This is a genomic window from Pseudomonas sp. GW823-FHT02F05 (assembly GCF_058797315.1).
The window spans coordinates 34632-51229 of record NZ_JBXAJM010000014.1 but is presented as its reverse complement, the minus strand read 5'-3'; the positions used below and the strand labels follow the sequence as shown (position 1 = coordinate 51229).

The 16598-nt window shown below is 56.5% G+C and carries 16 protein-coding genes; 8 read left to right on the top strand and 8 right to left on the bottom strand.

From position 1 onward, the window contains the following. The first annotated feature begins 72 nt into the window (after positions 1-72). The 4 genes from AC1RAC_RS17605 to gbdR all read left to right on the top strand — a co-directional run bounded on the left by AC1RAC_RS17605 (position 73) and on the right by gbdR (position 5307). Positions 73-1803, top strand: a complete 1731-nt coding sequence (locus tag AC1RAC_RS17605) for an OPT family oligopeptide transporter (RefSeq protein ID WP_492616852.1) — start codon at positions 73-75, stop codon at positions 1801-1803. Between the two features lie 110 nt (positions 1804-1913). After that, positions 1914-2654 (top strand): BPL-N domain-containing protein, encoded by a 741-nt coding sequence (locus AC1RAC_RS17600; RefSeq protein ID WP_200584307.1) that lies wholly within the window; start codon positions 1914-1916, stop codon positions 2652-2654. A 138-nt stretch (positions 2655-2792) separates the two neighbouring features. Beyond that, positions 2793-4199, top strand: a complete 1407-nt coding sequence (locus AC1RAC_RS17595) for an amino acid permease (RefSeq protein WP_034126190.1) — start codon at positions 2793-2795, stop codon at positions 4197-4199. A gap of 22 nt (positions 4200-4221) precedes the next feature. Further along, the gene (gene gbdR, locus AC1RAC_RS17590; protein ID WP_057977549.1) at positions 4222-5307 is read left to right on the top strand and encodes a choline metabolism transcriptional regulator GbdR; all 1086 of its coding nucleotides are present in this window, start codon (positions 4222-4224) and stop codon (positions 5305-5307) included. A gap of 144 nt (positions 5308-5451) precedes the next feature. On the opposite strand, the gene AC1RAC_RS17585 is transcribed toward gbdR, so the two are convergent. Next, positions 5452-5832 (bottom strand): cupin domain-containing protein, encoded by a 381-nt coding sequence (locus AC1RAC_RS17585; RefSeq protein WP_313042175.1) that lies wholly within the window; start codon positions 5830-5832, stop codon positions 5452-5454. Positions 5833-6017: 185 nt separating this feature from the next. Between AC1RAC_RS17585 and AC1RAC_RS17580 the strand changes: the two genes are divergently transcribed. Continuing rightward, a complete protein-coding gene (locus tag AC1RAC_RS17580; RefSeq protein WP_313042178.1) occupies positions 6018-6734 on the top strand; it encodes a class I SAM-dependent methyltransferase in 717 nt (238 codons plus the stop codon). 36 nt (positions 6735-6770) lie between these two features. Here AC1RAC_RS17580 and AC1RAC_RS17575 read toward each other — a convergent pair whose 3' ends face one another. Then, positions 6771-7136 carry a hypothetical protein gene (locus AC1RAC_RS17575; protein ID WP_096143266.1) on the bottom strand — a complete coding sequence of 122 codons (366 nt, stop codon included), beginning with the start codon at positions 7134-7136 and terminating at the stop codon, positions 6771-6773. A gap of 314 nt (positions 7137-7450) precedes the next feature. Next, positions 7451-8005 (bottom strand): cytochrome b, encoded by a 555-nt coding sequence (locus AC1RAC_RS17570; protein WP_057977552.1) that lies wholly within the window; start codon positions 8003-8005, stop codon positions 7451-7453. Between the two features lie 428 nt (positions 8006-8433). Here AC1RAC_RS17570 and AC1RAC_RS17565 point away from each other — a divergent pair, with 428 nt between their 5' ends. Then, positions 8434-9162 (top strand): hypothetical protein, encoded by a 729-nt coding sequence (locus tag AC1RAC_RS17565; RefSeq protein ID WP_492616851.1) that lies wholly within the window; start codon positions 8434-8436, stop codon positions 9160-9162. Between the two features lie 88 nt (positions 9163-9250). Here the strand turns inward: AC1RAC_RS17565 and AC1RAC_RS17560 are convergent, their stop codons facing one another. Continuing rightward, positions 9251-9793, bottom strand: coding sequence for a GNAT family N-acetyltransferase (locus AC1RAC_RS17560; RefSeq protein WP_492616850.1), 543 nt, complete (start codon positions 9791-9793; stop codon positions 9251-9253). 160 nt (positions 9794-9953) lie between these two features. Between AC1RAC_RS17560 and AC1RAC_RS17555 the strand changes: the two genes are divergently transcribed. Then, positions 9954-10187 (top strand): hypothetical protein, encoded by a 234-nt coding sequence (locus tag AC1RAC_RS17555; protein WP_072447955.1) that lies wholly within the window; start codon positions 9954-9956, stop codon positions 10185-10187. Between the two features lie 6 nt (positions 10188-10193). On the opposite strand, the gene AC1RAC_RS17550 is transcribed toward AC1RAC_RS17555, so the two are convergent. Continuing rightward, positions 10194-10688 (bottom strand): GNAT family N-acetyltransferase, encoded by a 495-nt coding sequence (locus AC1RAC_RS17550; RefSeq protein ID WP_072447953.1) that lies wholly within the window; start codon positions 10686-10688, stop codon positions 10194-10196. A gap of 119 nt (positions 10689-10807) precedes the next feature. Here AC1RAC_RS17550 and AC1RAC_RS17545 point away from each other — a divergent pair, with 119 nt between their 5' ends. Next, on the top strand, positions 10808-11323 hold the full coding sequence (locus AC1RAC_RS17545; protein ID WP_492616849.1) for a GNAT family N-acetyltransferase: 516 nt from the start codon (positions 10808-10810) through the stop codon (positions 11321-11323). Between the two features lie 217 nt (positions 11324-11540). Here AC1RAC_RS17545 and AC1RAC_RS17540 read toward each other — a convergent pair whose 3' ends face one another. From AC1RAC_RS17540 to AC1RAC_RS17530, 3 genes are all read right to left on the bottom strand, one after another. Next, positions 11541-12464 carry a carbon-nitrogen hydrolase family protein gene (locus AC1RAC_RS17540; protein ID WP_057977565.1) on the bottom strand — a complete coding sequence of 308 codons (924 nt, stop codon included), beginning with the start codon at positions 12462-12464 and terminating at the stop codon, positions 11541-11543. A gap of 5 nt (positions 12465-12469) precedes the next feature. Beyond that, on the bottom strand, positions 12470-14410 hold the full coding sequence (locus AC1RAC_RS17535) for an RNA-directed DNA polymerase (protein WP_492616848.1): 1941 nt from the start codon (positions 14408-14410) through the stop codon (positions 12470-12472). 296 nt (positions 14411-14706) lie between these two features. Continuing rightward, positions 14707-15969, bottom strand: coding sequence for a reverse transcriptase domain-containing protein (locus AC1RAC_RS17530; protein ID WP_057977569.1), 1263 nt, complete (start codon positions 15967-15969; stop codon positions 14707-14709). Between the last annotated feature and the right edge of the window lie 629 nt (positions 15970-16598).

Sequence of the window (16598 nt, the reverse complement as noted above, 5' to 3'; positions counted from 1 at the left end):
CGGCAGGTGAACCTTCGAGTCTCCCAGCGCTCACTTAAAAGGTGGCACTGGCTTTTCTCGAAAGGAATCTGCATGCACTCCACCTCGTCAATCGCGCCCGTAGAGCGCGAACTGAGCCTGCGGGCAGTTATCACCGGGATCGTGCTGGGCATCCTGCTGACCCCTTCCAATGTCTACGCAGGCTTGAAGATCGGCTGGTCGTTCAATATGTCGATCATCGCCTTGCTGATCGGTTATGGCCTCTGGCAAGGCCTGGCCCGGCGTTCCGCTGAACACCTGCCGTGGACCCTGCACGAGAGCAATATCAACCAGACCGTGGCCTCTGCCGCGGCGTCGATCATTTCCGGCGGGCTGGTCGCGCCCATCCCGGCTTATACCTTGCTCACCGGCAACCAACTGGCGGCGCTGCCGATGATCGCCTGGGTGTTCTCGGTGAGTTTCCTGGGGATCTGGATCGCGTGGTACCTGCGGCCTTCATTGCTCAATGACAAGGCACTGAAGTTTCCTGAAGGCATGGCCACCCTGGAGACCCTGCTGCACATCTACAACCATGGTCGCGAAGCCGCCACGCGCTTGAAAGTGCTGCTCGGCGCAGCGTTGTTGTCCGGGTTGGTCAAGTGGGTGGATACCTTTATGTGGGCCTTCCCGCGCTGGTCGCCGAACGCCCAGTTGGAGCGCCTGACCTTCACCGCCGACCCCTCTCTCCTGTTGCTGGGGTTCGGCGGCATCATCGGCATCCGCGTGGGCCTGACCCTGCTGCTCGGCGCCTTGCTGGCATGGGGCGGGCTGGGGCCGTGGCTGTTGGCCAACGGCCTGGTGAGCCTGCCCGCCGACAGCAGCGGCCCACAGTTTGCCGCGCTGGTGGAATGGCTGCTGTGGCCTGGGGTGAGCCTGATGGTGTGTTCCACCCTGGCGTCCCTGGCGATTCGCCTGTGGGCGTTGCATCGCTCAACCCGAGCGGCTGGCGGCACGCCTTGGGCGGTTCCCAAGCCTGGGCCTGCCGTGGGGTTTGCCTTGGCGATTGCGTTGGTGGTGAGCCTGCAAGCGCTGTTGTTCGGTATCAACCTTGGGATGGCGCTGCTGACCATTCCCCTGGCGATCTGCCTGGCCGCCGTGGCGGCGCGGGTGGTGGGGGCGACCGGTATTCCGCCGATTGGCGCCATCGGGCAACTGTCTCAACTGAGTTTTGGCATCGTTGCGCCGGGCCAGGTGCCGATCAACCTGATGAGCGCCAACACCGCCGGCGGTTCGGCGGGGCAGTGCACAGACCTGATGAATGACTTCAAGGTGGGCAAAGCGATTGGCGCGACGCCGCACAAACAGGTTATCGCCCAGATTCTCGGGATTTTTGTCGGCAGCGTCGTCGGCGTATTCGCGTACCTGGCGTTGATCCCCGACCCTCAAACCATGCTGCTCACCGAACAGTGGCCAGCCCCGGCCGTCGCCACCTGGAAAGCCGTGGCTCAAACCCTGACCCACGGTTTGGATTCACTGTCCCCCAGCATCCGCTGGGCCATTGCTATTGCAAGCCTGTGCGGCGTACTGCTGGGCATACTCGACAGCACATTACCCACCCATCGCGCCCGCTACTTGCCCAGTGCGGCAGCCTTGGGACTGGCGTTTGTCTTGCCTGCGTCGGTGTCGCTGATGATGGCCCTTGGCGCGATCATGACCTGGGCCGTGAGCTGTCGCTGGCCAAGTGTGACGCAGCGCTTTGCGATCACAGCAGCGGCGGGGCTGATCGCCGGTGAGAGCATTACTGGCGTGGGCGCGTCGTTGTGGCAGATGCTGGGAAGTGGATAAATGGCCGACCTGGATTTACAACTCTTCACGAATTCAAAAGGCTCGCCGTTATAGGCTTGGCGCTGCCACGTCTGGATCAAACCCATTCAACTGACCGTTGAGCCGAGCCCATGAAACTGCCTGCCCTCGCTGCCACGTTTCTCGCCGTTGCTACGCTGCATCCTTTACCCGTACACGGCGCAGGCCCCATCACCCATGTCGCCATCTACCGTGGCCCGGCAGGTTGCCCTGATTGCTCGGAAAACGTGAAAACCGCCCTGCAGCGCCTGGACCCCAATTACCAGATCGACTTCGTCGGTGCCGACGAACCCATCGACATCACCCCGCAAACCCTGGCGCGCTACGATCTCTACGTGCAACCCGGCGGTGGCCAGGACATCCCGGCCGCCCTCGACAGCCTGGGCGATGAGCGTGCCGAAGCCATCCGCGATTACGTCGCCAAAGGCGGCCGCTACCTGGGCCTGTGCATGGGCGCCTACCTGGCCGACGACAACAACCTCGGCCTGATCCCCCAGGCCCTCGACACCGAAGCGGGCCGCCCCGGTTTTGAAGTGGCCGGCATTGACGACGCCGCCGTGCAGGTGACGTGGGACGGGCAGCCTGACTCTGTGTTCTATCAGGACGGCCCGTATTTTCCCAAAGCCAGCGCCGCTGCGCCCTACAAGGTCATCGCCACCTACCACAATGGTGACGTGGCGGCGGCGCGCTATACCTACGAACGTGGCGTGGTGGTGCTGAGCGGGCCGCATCCGGAAGCCGGGCGGGAATGGTTTGAAAATGCCGATATCGAGCTGAGCAAGATGCCGCGTGGCGAGCTGTTCGGGTCGTTGATACGTAGCGCGCAAGAGTAGGGCGCGCCGCCCGTTACTTCAGGATGCCACTATTCCCCATGTCGATATCAGGCACGATGGTGGCGTAACCAGGCTACTTGTGCCTGGCCTCGGGCACTTAAGGTGAAGGTCATTGGCCGCCCGAGAACAACAAAAACAATGACTAGCCTCAACTGCAACGATTCCAACGGTCAGCTTGCGCAGGGCTTCAAGCCGCGCCATGTGACCATGTTGTCCATCGCCGGCATCATCGGCGCGGGGTTGTTTGTCGGCTCCGGACACGCGATCGCCGCCGCCGGGCCAGCGGTGTTGCTGGCTTATCTGTTTTCCGGCCTGTTGGTGGTGCTGGTCATGCGCATGCTGGGGGAAATGGCGGTGGCGCGCCCCGACACCGGCTCGTTTTCCACCTACGCCGACCAGGCCATCGGCCCTTGGGCGGGGTTCACCATCGGCTGGTTGTATTGGTGGTTCTGGGTGCTGGTCATTCCCATCGAAGCCTTGGCCGCCGGGCACGTGCTCAACCAGTGGTTCCCTCAGGTTGATGCGTGGCTGTTTGCGTTGATCTCAATCGTTTTGCTGGTGATCACCAATCTGTTCAGCGTGGCCAAATACGGCGAATTCGAATTCTGGTTCGCCATGGCCAAGGTGATTGCCATCGTCGGCTTTATCGGCCTGGGCTTCAGCGTGCTCATGGGCTGGATCCCGGATCGCGAAGCCAGCGGCTTGAGCCGCTTGATGGAGGAACACGGCGGGTTTGCTCCCAACGGCCTGTCGGCGGTGGTGGGCGCGTTTATCACCATCATGTTCAGCTTCATCGGCACTGAGGCGGTGACCATCGCTGCAGCAGAATCGAGCAACCCGGCGCAGAACATCGCCAAGGCCACGCGCTCGGTGATCTGGCGCATTGGCGTGTTCTACCTGTTGTCGATCTCCGTCGTGATTTCCGTGGTGCCCTGGAACGATCCGCTGTTGGCCTCCGTGGGTTCCTATCAGCGCGCACTGGAAATTATGAACATCCCCAACGCCAAATTCATGGTCGATGTGGTGGTGTTGATCGCGGTAGCCAGTTGCATGAACTCCTCGATCTACATTTCTTCGCGCATGCTGTTTTCCCTGGGCAAACGCGGCGATGCGCCGCCGGCGCTTAAAATCACCTCGAAGGCGGGCGTGCCCAGGGCGGCGGTGATCGCCAGCACCATCATCGGTGCGGGCGTTACGTTGCTGAGCTACTTCATGCCGGCCGGTCTGTTCCAGTTCCTGCTCGCCAGCTCCGGGGCCATCGCGTTGTTGGTGTACCTGGTCATCGCTATCTCGCAACTGCGTATGCGTCGCTTGCTGCTTCGGCAGAACGTCGAACTGACCTTTCGCATGTGGCTGTTTCCCTGGCTGACTTACCTGGTGATCGTATTCATCTGCCTGGCCCTGGGGGTGATGATGGTGACGCCGGAACACCGCACCGAAGTGTCCTCGACCATTGGCCTGGCGTTGGTGATTTCCTTCATCGGCCTGGTCACGTCGCGCCAGCACAACCGGGCACCCAAGCCGGTGGCGCTGGAACATTCCTGATCACGCCTATGGGGTAGCGGTGATGGAAACCGAGGCATCTGTTTGCCAGACCATCGGCTTTTTGCTGCTGGACCAATTCACGCTGATATCGCTGTCGTGTGCGGTCGAGCCGCTGCGCATGGCCAACCAATTGGCGGGCGAAGAACTCTACCGTTGGCAAACCCTGAGCCTGGACGGCCAGCCGGTGTGGGCCAGCGATGGCGTGTCGGTGACCCCGGATGCTTGCGCGCAGGACCAGCGCGGCTTCGATGCGGTGATCGTGTGCGGCGGCGTGGGCATTCAACAGGCTATCAGCCCTGCGCTCATCGCCTGGTTGCGCAGCCAGGCGCGCCTGTACTGCAAACGTCTCGGCGCGGTGTGCACCGGCAGTTGGGCACTGGCCCAGGCGGGGTTGCTCGATGGCTTCCAGTGCAGCGTGCATTGGGAGCTGATGGCGTCGATGCAGGAGGCGTTTACCCGCGTCAAAGTCAGCTCCAGCGTATTCACGCTCGATGGCAACCGCTTTACCAGCTCTGGCGGCACTGCGCCGCTGGACATGATGCTGCACCTGATCGGCCGCGATCACGGGCACACGCTGTCGGCGGCGATTTCCCAGATGTTCGTGTACGAGCGCATTCGCAACGAGCGCGACCACCAACGCGTGCCGCTCAAACACCTGCTCGGCACGCAACAGCCCAAGCTGCAAGAAGTGGTCGCCCTGATGGAATCCAACCTGGAAGAACCCATCGACCTCGACGAACTGGCCGCCTACGTGCACGTGTCCCGCCGCCAGTTGGAGCGCATGTTCCAGAAGCACCTGTACTGCACGCCATCGCGCTATTACCTCAAGCTGCGCCTGACCCGTGCGCGCCAGTTGCTGATGCAGACGCCCATTTCGATTGTCGAGCTGGCGGTGATTTGCGGCTTTGTGTCCACGCCGCATTTTTCCAAGTGCTACCGGGATTTCTTCGGCGTTGCGCCCAGCGATGAGCGCTCGGACATGCGCCTGCATCCGCCGCCTGCGTTAAGGCCAGAGGGGCAATCCCGGGCCCCGCAACAGCCCAGGAATACACTGGAGCAGGCGCGCGACGAGCCGACGTTTGCTACGGTGCAGATTCAAAGGCGATAGGGCTTGGGGTTTTCCCGAATGCCAGTAGGAGCGAGCTCGCTCGCGAAAAACTCACAGGCGCCGCGCTCATTCAGGAAGCACGCGTTATCGTTGGCGTTTTTCGCGAGCAAGCTCGCTCCTACAGAAGGCAATAAGCCTCGGCGCTCAAATCCACTGGTCATTCAACGCGGTACGCTCACCGCCTTCATGCCCGGTATTCAGAATGCCCCTAGGCTCGATCATCATCAGCCTGGCTTCACCTTCGGCCGCCGTCCTGTGCTCAATGCCACGCGGCACCACATACAACTCACCCGGCTTCACATACACCGGGCCCTCCGGCAGGTCGATACGCAGCGTGCCTTCAAACACCAGGAACGCTTCATCGGTTTCGGGGTGCGAATGCCAAATGAATTCACCCTCGATACGCACCACCTTGAACTGGTAGTCGTTCATTTCGGCAACCACTCTTGGGCTCCATTGTTGGTCGATGAGCGAGGCTTTTTGCGCGAGGTTTATCGGTTGGGCGGGTTGCTGTAGGTGAGTCATGCTGAGCCTTCCTGTCGGTGAGAAGGCCAGACTATCCGGGCCGACAGGTCATAGGCTTGTACGATCCTGCAACGCTTCCACTCCTACACCCCCGCATTCCCCACGGGAATGCAGCACATAAAATTAATGCATTTTTCTTACTGCCACGGTTAACGTAATTTCCTTCAAGGCCACGGAGAACCGCCTTGAACTCATCCTCATCCAACCCTGCTGACAAATTCGATACCTCAAGAGCCAACGAGTACGCGCGACAAAGCCGTATCGCGTTGGCGGGCTATGACGCGTGCCAGGATCTGGCAGCCTGCATGCTCGCGGCGAGCCTTGGCGATGCCCCTTCGGCCAAGATACTGGTGGTCGGCGCCGGCGGTACGGCGCAGGAGATCATCGCCATGGCCAACCTTGAACCGGGCTGGCGCTTCATGGCGGTTGATCCCTCGCAGCCGATGCTGGACGCGGCAAGGCAGCAGTTGGAAGCCAACCACCTGCTTGATAGAACAACCCTGCATCTCGGGACGCTTGAAGACCTGGCAGCAGACGCGTCATACGACGCCGCCACCTTGATCGGTGTGCTCCACCATCTGGAGGGGGATGACGCCAAGGACCGGATGCTGCGGTCGATTCGGGCGCACCTGAAACCGGGGGCACCGCTGATCGTCGCGGGCAATTATTACGCGTATGCCAGCCAGCCGTTGCTGCTGGCGGCATGGGGCCAACGCTGGCGTCAGCATGGCGCCACCCCGGACGAAGTGAAGGCCAAGCTCGGCAAAATCCTTCAAGGCGCTGACCCGCCCCATTCCGAGGCCGCGGTTCAGAAGCTGTTGCATGACGCTGGCTTCGGCGACGCGACGCGTTTCTTCAGCAGCCTTTTCTGGGGGGCTTGGTTGACGTGCAAGGTGGGGTAGCGAGGTCTCCCGTTGCTCAGTGAGCCGTGGCGCGATTCAGTTCGCCCGGAGAGTAGCCAGCCGCCGACGCCAATCGCCGCCATGCCGAAGGTGGCATTCCTCTTCGGAGTCGAAACTGACGCAGCGGGCGATGTTCGGGACGTGCACGTCAGCGTCATCCAGCGCGGCGGTAGTCAGCTCGCGCATACGGGCGTCCGCGCCGGTCGCAAGGGCGCGAGCCTTGCTCGCAACGCTGTCGAACACCCAGATCACCCGCAGGCTTTGGGGAAAGGCGCGGTAGTCGACGGTGTGGGTCAACCATTCAAAGCCTGGCATTTCGGTCTTTGCAATCTCGCAGGCGTCGGTCAGGGCCGCGATGAGACGGCGTTCGATACGGGCGTGGTCGCGTGAGGCAGGCGGCATAAAGGAAATCCGTGAATCCTGGGAGTGGGTTGGGGCATCAGGCGATAGGCTGATCAGAGCGGGCGTTATTGAAGCGCGGGGCGCAAGCGTTGCCACTCATTCAAGCAATCCTCGGCAACGATATCCGGGTATCCCCGTTTGTGTTCCATCGCTAACGCGGTGGAGAAGGGTACCGCAATGCAAGTGGCTTGGTCATTGCAGCGAAGTGTCATCGACCATCGGCCTGGTCACGGCGCGCCAGCATGGGCGGGCGATCAAGCCGGTGGTGTGGGAGCAATCCTGACAGCGCGGCCCTACCTGTGGGCCGCGTCACTTCAGTGCTGGCGCACCCCTCTTGTCATACGCCGCAGTACCTGCTTATCGCCCTGCCTATAGTGCATGACCACCGCCCCGACATGCCCGAGGATAAGCACCAGCATTGTCCAACCCAGCAAGCTATGAAAGTTGCTGCCCAGATCAACCATCCACTGGATTTTTTCCCCCTCGAACCCCTCCATGACCTGCACGCCAAACGCAGAAAAAGCCCGGCCGGAGCCGTACTGGCGGATCATCCCGATCAGCGGGATCAGGAACATCAGTGCATACAGCATGCCGTGCCCGGCGGCGGCGAAACGGCTGATGCTGAGTGGGCGCCGGTGTTGGTTCAGCAGACTCCAGCTGGCACGTAGGATCAGCAACACCAGTAATAACAACCCTACGGGTTTGTGAAAGGGCCACAGCCATTTATCCAGCGCTGAGTCTGACGCCAGGTAATGGGTTATGGCTGAGCAATAGATCCACGCAAACAACAGGAACATCAGCCAATGCACTGCTCGGCTTACCGAGTCGTAGTGTTCACGTGACCCAGCAGGGGGTGCGCAAGTCGTCATTGTCGTATCCTTCTGGCGAGTCGCCTTGCGTTCTTTTTCAAGCGCATTGAGGCGACAGATGATAAGCGGCCAGAATGAATCTGGCGGTGACCAGATCATATACAAGGAGACACAGGCAGCGGTCGTGTCGAAACATCAAGAAAACATGCATCCCTCAGGGTGTGATCTGGATGCCTAACGGCATGGGCGTAGCCTGTTCAAATCCACCGAGCATTTTCAGCCGTACGCTCCCCACCTTCATGCCCGGTATTCAAAATGCCCCGTGGCGAGCCTTCGAGCATCAGGAATGCTTCGGGCGCGTGTTCGTTCTTGCGCAGGGCGTGGAACGATCAAAAGCTGTGGCGAGGGAGCTTGCTCCCGTGACGGTCTAAAGCTGACGCGTTTATGGTCGATAACCCGTATGAACCCGCTAATCAAGGACCGATTAAATGGCACTTTCCGTTAGCCCTGCCTATATTCCACCGGCCAATCTCAACCTCACGCCTTCTGAGCAGAAGCTCGTACCCCAGGCGTCGACGGACCCCGCCAAGCAAGCCCTGGCAAACGCCGGCCCCGCGGCCATTTACCATCCCAGTGAAGCCGCGACAACCACGGCACAACCCCCGGAGGCCGTTGATACCTGGGTCGGTCGCTCCGAATCGCCGCACTTTCCTCGTTTCGTCGACCTGTTCAATGGCGCGCAAAGTGCGCTGAAAGCTTCCTTCCAGACATTCGAAGCGAACCTGGCGGCCACTGCGCCCGACCTGGCCAGCACCGGGTACGGTTTTACCGTTGAGGCTGACGGCCGGCTGAAAGTGCTCGATACGGCTGGCCAGCTCAGCCGTGAGGCGACCGAGAGGCTGACGGTTCTGCTCAATCAATCCGTTGAGCTGAAAGCCACAGCCGTGGCTTACCGCAACGCCGCCATCGACATGGTAGACGCAGGTTCACCCTGGTCGGGAAGCACCCTGGGCTACTACAGCCTGACCAATGAAAACTTCGCCAGCACTATTGATCTGGCGCCCTTGTTCAGAACGCATGACCCGTCGGATATTAAAGCGGGCAGGAACCAGTTTTTCATAAACCAATTGTCTTCCAACGGTGAGCGCGCGACGCAAGAGACTGAGCGGGCGATGTTGGAGCGGCGTGCTGCCCAGGGGTTCAGCACCCAGGCTTGATTGGCGCAACCAGCGGTTGTCGCCGAGGACCGGTCGGCGGCAGTCAGCTCGCGCATGCGTGCATCTGCCTCGGTGGCAGGGGGCGCGCTTATTGTTCAGGGGTGATCAACGATCTCAACGTATGGTCCTCCCAAACGCCAGCAATCTTCAGATAGGCTCGCGCATGTCCTTCTTTTTCAAACCCCAGCGACTCCAGAAGGCGTTCACTTCGCACATTGCGGGGTAAATGATTGGCCATGATCCGGTGAAGACCCAACTGCTCAAAACAGTGTTGGTTAGTGACCTGAAGTGTTTTTTTCATCAGGCCGCGACCCTGGGCAGATTCCGCCAGCGAGAAGCCGAGATGACAGGCCTGAAAAACGCCTCTCACAATGTTCGTGTAGTTACACCGCGCTAGAACTTCTCCGCTCTCGGGTTCAAGCAAGAGGAAACACAGAGCGTTGCCAGCGTGCATATTGTTGACCTGCTGCTCCACCCTGGCCTTGGCGTTGCCAGTGGTGAAGTATTCCTCGTCCCGGAGCGGCTCCCAGGGTTGCAGGTGCCTGCGATTGACGCGTTCGTAACGGCTGATCCTCTCGAAATCGTCGCACGACAATGGCCGAAGGCAGTAGCCCTCAACGCAATACTCCATAAACCCCTCCAGATTTACCAATGCGCCAATCTGACTGCGTAGCCGCAAAGAATAGCGCCGCTGCGCGTAAAGCGACCCCTTTCATGGCAAACAGGTCTACCATGCCAGCCCCGGCAGTGGTTCCACTCGCTCCCGAACTCAATTTTTCAAGGTAGCGATAATGTCCATCGACCAGATCTCCCTCCCCAAAGGCGTCGGCCCCCACGCCGCCAAGCTGCTTGACGCTATTACTGGCGCCTCCACCCATGAAGAACTCAACCGTGCTGGCGGTAAAGCCGAGGGTTTTGTGCTGGGGCTGGAGGCCACCAAGGCGATCAAAAGCCAAATTGCAGAGTCGCTGTATGTGGCGTATGACGACGCGGCGAGCAATCGAGCTGGTGAACTGAAGAGCTAGTCCACGTCAGCCCATGGTTCCGGAATGAGCGCCAATCGCCGGAATAGGCTGACGAACATAATAATTGTCGAACTCACTGCTTTCGATGAACTGGAAGCCATGGCGGGTATAAAAGCGATTCGAAGCGCTTTCTTTGAGAGCCCCTACTTTAATAGGAAGCGCAGCCGCATCCGACTCTTTGAAAATCTGCATGAGAACAGCAGACCCCACCCCTGACCCTTGCGCGCTCGGCCTTACATACAAGTGATCGAGCAAAAGTTCATTGGGGTGATGTTTCACCACTACGAAACCCACCCTCTCTCCAGACGCCTCGATATAGCGTGTGTCGCGAGCTTCAAAGCCGCCAAGAAACCGCTCCCGCGCACGCACTGGGTCAAATCGCCCAACACGCTCCAGACTTTCGCGCATGGCCTCGATTCGAATGGCTACCAGATTATCCAAGTCGCTTTGTTGAACCGGGACCAAAATGACGGGGGAATTTTGATTGGGTGCGACGGGCATATTGTGTGCTCCAACTACCATCCTGAGGGCTCAGTATAGAGAGCCTGATACTGATGAAGCGACCCGCATGGTTTGTTCACGGCATACATGGAGTAACGGACCCCAGGAACGAAATGGCCATGCCAGTGGACACCCACGCAATCCGCATTCTCTCGCAACGCCTGAGCATTGAGCCCTTCTGCGAGCAGGACGCTGTTGAGTCTTTCTCTTGTATCTCACCGACTCTGACTCGCTACATGTCCTGGGAACCGCCTGCCTCACTGGAAGAGTACGCGCAAGTCTGGGGGCGGTGGCTGCCTGCGATAGCGGATGGCAGCGACATCGTGTTCACGGTCAGGGAGCGGGTAGGTGCTCGTTTTACCGGCTTGGTCGGGCTGCACCATACCGGCAGTGAAACACCGGAGTTGGGTATCTGGATCCGTGAAGATAAACATGGGTTGGGGTTTGGTGGTGAAGCGGTGCGGGCGGTTGTTCAATGGGCTAGCCAGTGGGTGGTGGCGAAGAACTTTATCTATCCTGTTGCGACGCAGAATGGTGCGAGTCGGCGTATTGCTGAAGCTTTGGGGGGAGTGGTCATCGAAAGGCGGATGGCGGAGAAATATGATTCGGTTGTGTACCGGATACCGGGGGGTTAACTCTGGGTATCGGGTTTGCGATTGCTGGCCTGCACGAACGGCAGAAATCGGCCAAAGGCTGACGCTGGTAAACGGCATTTATCAACCATTCGCGGACACGTGTGTCTGGCCTCAAACCGGATGCATTGGGTGATTTTCCTCATCACCATCTGAAAACTGCTCCGGCTTTCCGCCTCAGGCATTGATAGTCACAGACTGCGTATCTGGCTGCTATTATCTATTTGCCAAGGTTAATGCGTGCATGGACCTCATTAATAGGAAAACCAGGGGGCGTGGGCTTGAACCCCTTTGAGGCCTTCTGCAAACCGTAACCTTTGCGCTGATGCGTCCTCAATGCGGTCAAGTCCAAGCTCATTGTAAGAAAAGTCAGGTTGTCTCCTCCTTTGATCCTCAACGGGTTCATCATTTCGGAACTTGAGGGGCTAACCACTCTGGAATCACCGAAGCTTGAATCGTTAACCTGTACAACATAGCAATGTAGATCTCGAGCCGCCGACTCAATAACATTTGAGAAGTAGTTGACGTCGCGATTGAACTCTGACGCAACAATGAAGTCAACTTTGCCTTTGAATAAAGACCTGTCCTCGATTGATGCTAGCTCAAAGCAGTTATATATCGTAAAGCTTGCGCCTCGCCATCTGAAGAGATGATATGGCTCTTTACTGACAGGGATTTTTAGTCCTTCGTTGAGTAGGATGAATTCTTCTTCCGGCGAGTAAAATCGTTTCAACCTGCGGATAGGTATACAAGCCCAGTGTCCTGACACCGTCTGATAAGGCAGCGCTGCCAGAACTTGATTTAACGCTTTTCCCCTTTTATCGACTTGGTGCTCAAGCCCGCATACGACCCCTATCCGGTGCTTGCGAGCCCATGCCACCAACATGGATTCCCAAGCATACGGAACGCTTACTTCTGGAAAAACCACGAGATCAATTTGACGGTCGCCTTTACCTCGGTAGCGTGATAAATCATTAAGGAGCTTATTAAGTGATTTCAGCCTTTCGCGGCTAAGGTTTGGATGGCCTAGGAAACTGGACTCAATATTCGTATTGAAGACTGGAATATTTGCTAGCGCAACTTGGATGGTGCTGTGTAAATCAGCGGTTTCTGCCCCAATGGCGATCGCTTCAAAATTTGCCATATTGATTATTCCTCATTGCTCATAGGTGCGGTCCAAATCACGCCAGCAACAGGGTGCCTATTAATGGCTTCAAAAATTTTAGATGCTTGCTCAAAAACTGTATTTGTTCCGCGAGGGAGAACACCGCTGTAAACTAACAGCATGCATTCGTCGAAATTGACGAACCTAGGAGAGTACTTGGTTTTACGTGGGTCTACTTTTACTGAAAGTTTTTTCGCTCTGTCGCTCAGCGGACCTTTGTAGGTTGTAAAGTTTAATAGAGGTCTGCGAACAAAATGGTGCCGCAGTAGGTTTGCATTACGCAGCGACTCTGAGTGGACTTCGTCAACAAGCTCAGAAAGGCCGACATCTTCTGCACTGACTGCGTCGGCCATGGCTATTGAAAGCTCAAGATGCATGTTGAGGTCAGCTATCAGGTGTTTAGTAACTATTGCGTCGCCGCCGCGTACTCGCGAAATTTCTGTCTTCAGTTGCTTGCTGAAAGCATTGAAAGTGATTCTGTCATTTGCAATGCCTAGCAGTGTGAGAACACGTTCCCATAAATCAAAAAACTCGATTGCGCTGCGACCTTTAAAAAATTTCTGAAGGCCTAGGCTAACCTTTCTGTCGGGTGGGTCATCCGTCATTAAATAAAGGATGGCCTGTTTTGCCAAGTGCTTAGCAAGTTCATACCGGTTCTCAGATACACTTTTAATGCTTCGGAACTTATTAGTTGAACCTTCATAAAGTAGTTCGTAGGCAACATCCTCCATGGAGTTATCCGTCTCGTCGACTGGAAGTAGTAAAAAGTCGCTTCCGTTATGTTCAAGCTTTTTTTGAAATTTTTCTAAGCCAGCAATTGAATGGCGGGCGTCAAAATATTGCAAGATACATTTAGATTGTTGCAATAGGAGGCCTGGACGCACGCAAATCTCATATGCGCCTTTTTCTGACTCGCGAAGAATACTTGTATTAACAAGCAAGGTCTCAATGAAGGCAGCGACCGGGTTTTCGCTGTTATCAGATGGGTCAGAGGGAAGAGGGACAACGAGCAGAATGTCATCAACATATCGACCATAATAGGCTGGGCGTACCTCTCTCATTATCGCAGAGTCAAAACCTTGTAAATACCAGTTGGCAAGAATTAGGGACGAACAAAGCCCGATTGGAAGTCCTACTACGCTGCCAGCAATGTCTGGATGCGTTAGGCTCAATACAGGCGAAATGCAATCACGATAGGATTCACCAATAGTTTTAATGCATGAAAGAAGTGGGCTGGATTTATTTTTATTTTTTGATGGTTTGCTCCTCGCGGTTTCAATGGAAGAGCTAACCTCGTCAAAGTCGATATTAACCCTGTAGTAATACTCCTGCACATCAAGGCCCAAAATTGCGACGTTACGCCGCTCTTCCACTAGCAGTTTCTTGGCTTTACGAATACCAGTGTCGCGCCACCGTGAATATTGCTCGTGGTATTTGGTGAACAGCGCTAGAGAATCGTCTTCCTCGTTACTAAGGTGACTCGACAACCGTGATCCGCAGCAATCATCATCGAGCGCCTCATCTAGAAGCCGCCCTTCGAGCATGATCCAAAGGACCGCGATGAGATGGAGTTCAATTGGCCCGTCAAAGAAAAAATTAACTTTATCAACGTCGATGGTCGGGGCGGTCGTCACGTTAGTGATAAATCGCCCTTTGTGAATTTGTGCATTGGGTAGGTCTTGTGGACTCAGCTTGAGCTTTTTTGGTACTAATCGGTACCCGACGTCTTTCAGCCACCTTTGAAACTTGGGGGAAGAGGATGGTTGGGCCGCGCTTACTACCTCATGCACGGCAGCGAGTTTTTTGTGGAAGTCTTTGCCGCATTCAAAGGCTGCAAGCCTGGCACGTAGCCTGAGGTCAGTTTTGTCAAAATAGACGAGGCTTTTCAGCTTCCGATAGGCAAGCTGGACTTGTTCTTCAGTCACACGCATTTCATTGAGTCTCACTCAAAGCAGGGGCTGATATGTTCGCTGGGTAAAAATTGCAAGTTTTAGCCGATTTTCGACGGAGCTATGCAGTTTCCATCGGCAAAAGATCTAATGGACGGCCCGCTCAGTTTTCATTAGTCGGCACAAGATACTACAGTGGAAAAGGGGACAGATTTATTTAGGAAAAAATAAATCTGTCCCCTTTTCGGTCCTTGTAATTTAGGTTTGGGAAAAACGTGCGGAGTGGGATAGTCATATGCTGCTCAAAGGTATACGGCTCTGCATTAGGCCCTTCAAATGCCCTGCGCTGGCTCAGGGTGCTCCGAGTGGACTGCTGCAAGCAGCCTTACCCCCAACATCCTACGCTGAGCTGTGCCATTTGTTTTTTGAAAGAGATTCGCTTTCTCTATTTCATACTGCGCCAATGTACTCGTGATGTAGTCATCCAAGCTCTTTATCCACTGGCCATTGCTGCAGAAGGAAAAAGCCTTTCCCCAACCCAGAATTACTCGGTCGAGATTCTGTAGCACACCAGAGTAGGTCCCCTTTGGGGATATATCGCCAGCGTCACCACTGAATTTCATCATGCGTATTGATGCGTCTAAATCGGATTTGATCCGTTTCTTGAATCGCTCCCTCGTGCCTGTAGATGGCTGGACCAATCCTGCCGAAACGAAGCAGCCCAGGAAATCAAATCCTTTAGCTGTAGGGCCCCTTGAAGCCTTGTCGCTCGCAACTGAGGGCCGGTATGCTTCGAGTGAGAGCTTTTTAAGCTCAGTCTGTGCTTTGCTAAAAGCACGGTCCACACAGCCCATGTCCTTGCCGAGGATCAGGAAGTCATCGATGTATCGAAGACATGTGACCTCCCCATCATTGATGGTTTTGTCGAAATCATGGAGGTACAAATTGGCTATGAGTGGCGACAGGGGAGACCCCTGGGCTACACCCTCTACCCCAATGGGAAAAATCTCATCGAGACCCTGTCGTCGAAGCACGTCAATGTTTGCAAGTTCTGTGGTTATAGCAGCTTGAAATAAAGCAACTGTGTCTGGGCATTTGATGTGAGGGGCCACTAGTTTCATCACGCGGGCCTTATCAATCCTAGTGAAGAACTCGGCAATATCTGACCTGATATGGAAGGCGGCTCCTTGGGCAATGGCACCTTTGGCGTCGGCTATCGCCATCGAGACCCGTTTGTTTTTTATGCCCCCATAGCTCGTAGGCGTAGCCAGCGTTTCTTTCACGAACTTAATACGGGACAAGGCGTCGAGTAGAGCCCGCTGGACGATTCGGTTCGGTATAGGTGAAAGCACAATCGGGCGAGAATTACCGTTGGCTTTGGTTTTTGCCACACCGGTCTGCTTTTGGAAGTTAAAGGTCTTCTTGGATAGCGCGCGCTGGATGTCGGAAAGCGACTTGGGGAGCTGGCTCTCGAAATCCTTGGCTTCGTTACGGATAGTTTCGGACGATGAAGAAAAGGCGCTTTCTTTGACCTTCCTCCAAGCCGAATACAGCGAATCGCCGCTGTAGATCCTACGGTAAAGCGACGAAGCCATAAAAACTCCTGTTTGTTGGGAGACACCAGTGAACTCTCACCCAACTGCTACAGAGGACCTCCAACCTTCGGGAGACCGCGAAGCCTTAACGGCGATCTTGGTCGCGACCCGGACAGCAACCTCCGAAGAGAGATGGCTGGCGTCTGTCAAACTTGGTTCAGTGCTGTGAGGCGGCTGCACCAGCAAGCAGGCGAGGCTGCTCGCAGTCACGAAACTCCGTGACGCGAGGAGCACCAAACTGGCACGTTTTTGCATGAACGCATGATCACCCCCAAAGACTCCATCAAAATACGATAAATCGCAGCTTTTTGGCGCTCGGGGTTAAGCTCGCGCTATGCGCCAGGTTGGCACGTTTTTGCACGACCGCATATTGTCCTCCGAAGGTCCCGCCAAAGTGCGAATCGTACCTTTTTGGGTTTCGCGGTCAAGCGCGCGCCGTGCGGCTGAACATCGAACAACGCGCTGAAAATAAAGCTGCTAACCGTCTGGTGACTCCAACGTACAGACAGAGTTACGGTTATTGACGCAGCAGTCGAGCGGTGCTCTTTACCTTCGGGAGACCGCGAAGCCTTAACGGCGATCTTGGTCGCGACCCGGACAGCAACCTCCGAAGAGAGATGGCTGGCGTA

Excerpts from the sequence above, each read along its gene's own strand:
- AC1RAC_RS17605 (WP_492616852.1), top strand. The coding sequence starts at position 73 with ATGCACTCCACCTCGTCAATCGCGCCCGTAGAGCGCGAACTGAGCCTG.
- AC1RAC_RS17600 (WP_200584307.1), top strand. The coding sequence starts at position 1,914 with ATGAAACTGCCTGCCCTCGCTGCCACGTTTCTCGCCGTTGCTACGCTG.
- AC1RAC_RS17595 (WP_034126190.1), top strand. The coding sequence starts at position 2,793 with ATGACTAGCCTCAACTGCAACGATTCCAACGGTCAGCTTGCGCAGGGC.
- gbdR (WP_057977549.1), top strand. The coding sequence starts at position 4,222 with ATGGAAACCGAGGCATCTGTTTGCCAGACCATCGGCTTTTTGCTGCTG.
- AC1RAC_RS17585 (WP_313042175.1), bottom strand. The coding sequence starts at position 5,832 with ATGACTCACCTACAGCAACCCGCCCAACCGATAAACCTCGCGCAAAAA.
- AC1RAC_RS17575 (WP_096143266.1), bottom strand. The coding sequence starts at position 7,136 with ATGCCGCCTGCCTCACGCGACCACGCCCGTATCGAACGCCGTCTCATC.
- AC1RAC_RS17570 (WP_057977552.1), bottom strand. The coding sequence starts at position 8,005 with ATGACGACTTGCGCACCCCCTGCTGGGTCACGTGAACACTACGACTCG.
- AC1RAC_RS17565 (WP_492616851.1), top strand. The coding sequence starts at position 8,434 with ATGGCACTTTCCGTTAGCCCTGCCTATATTCCACCGGCCAATCTCAAC.
- AC1RAC_RS17560 (WP_492616850.1), bottom strand. The coding sequence starts at position 9,793 with ATGGAGTATTGCGTTGAGGGCTACTGCCTTCGGCCATTGTCGTGCGAC.
- AC1RAC_RS17555 (WP_072447955.1), top strand. The coding sequence starts at position 9,954 with ATGTCCATCGACCAGATCTCCCTCCCCAAAGGCGTCGGCCCCCACGCC.
- AC1RAC_RS17550 (WP_072447953.1), bottom strand. The coding sequence starts at position 10,688 with ATGCCCGTCGCACCCAATCAAAATTCCCCCGTCATTTTGGTCCCGGTT.
- AC1RAC_RS17545 (WP_492616849.1), top strand. The coding sequence starts at position 10,808 with ATGCCAGTGGACACCCACGCAATCCGCATTCTCTCGCAACGCCTGAGC.
- AC1RAC_RS17540 (WP_057977565.1), bottom strand. The coding sequence starts at position 12,464 with ATGGCAAATTTTGAAGCGATCGCCATTGGGGCAGAAACCGCTGATTTA.
- AC1RAC_RS17530 (WP_057977569.1), bottom strand. The coding sequence starts at position 15,969 with ATGGCTTCGTCGCTTTACCGTAGGATCTACAGCGGCGATTCGCTGTAT.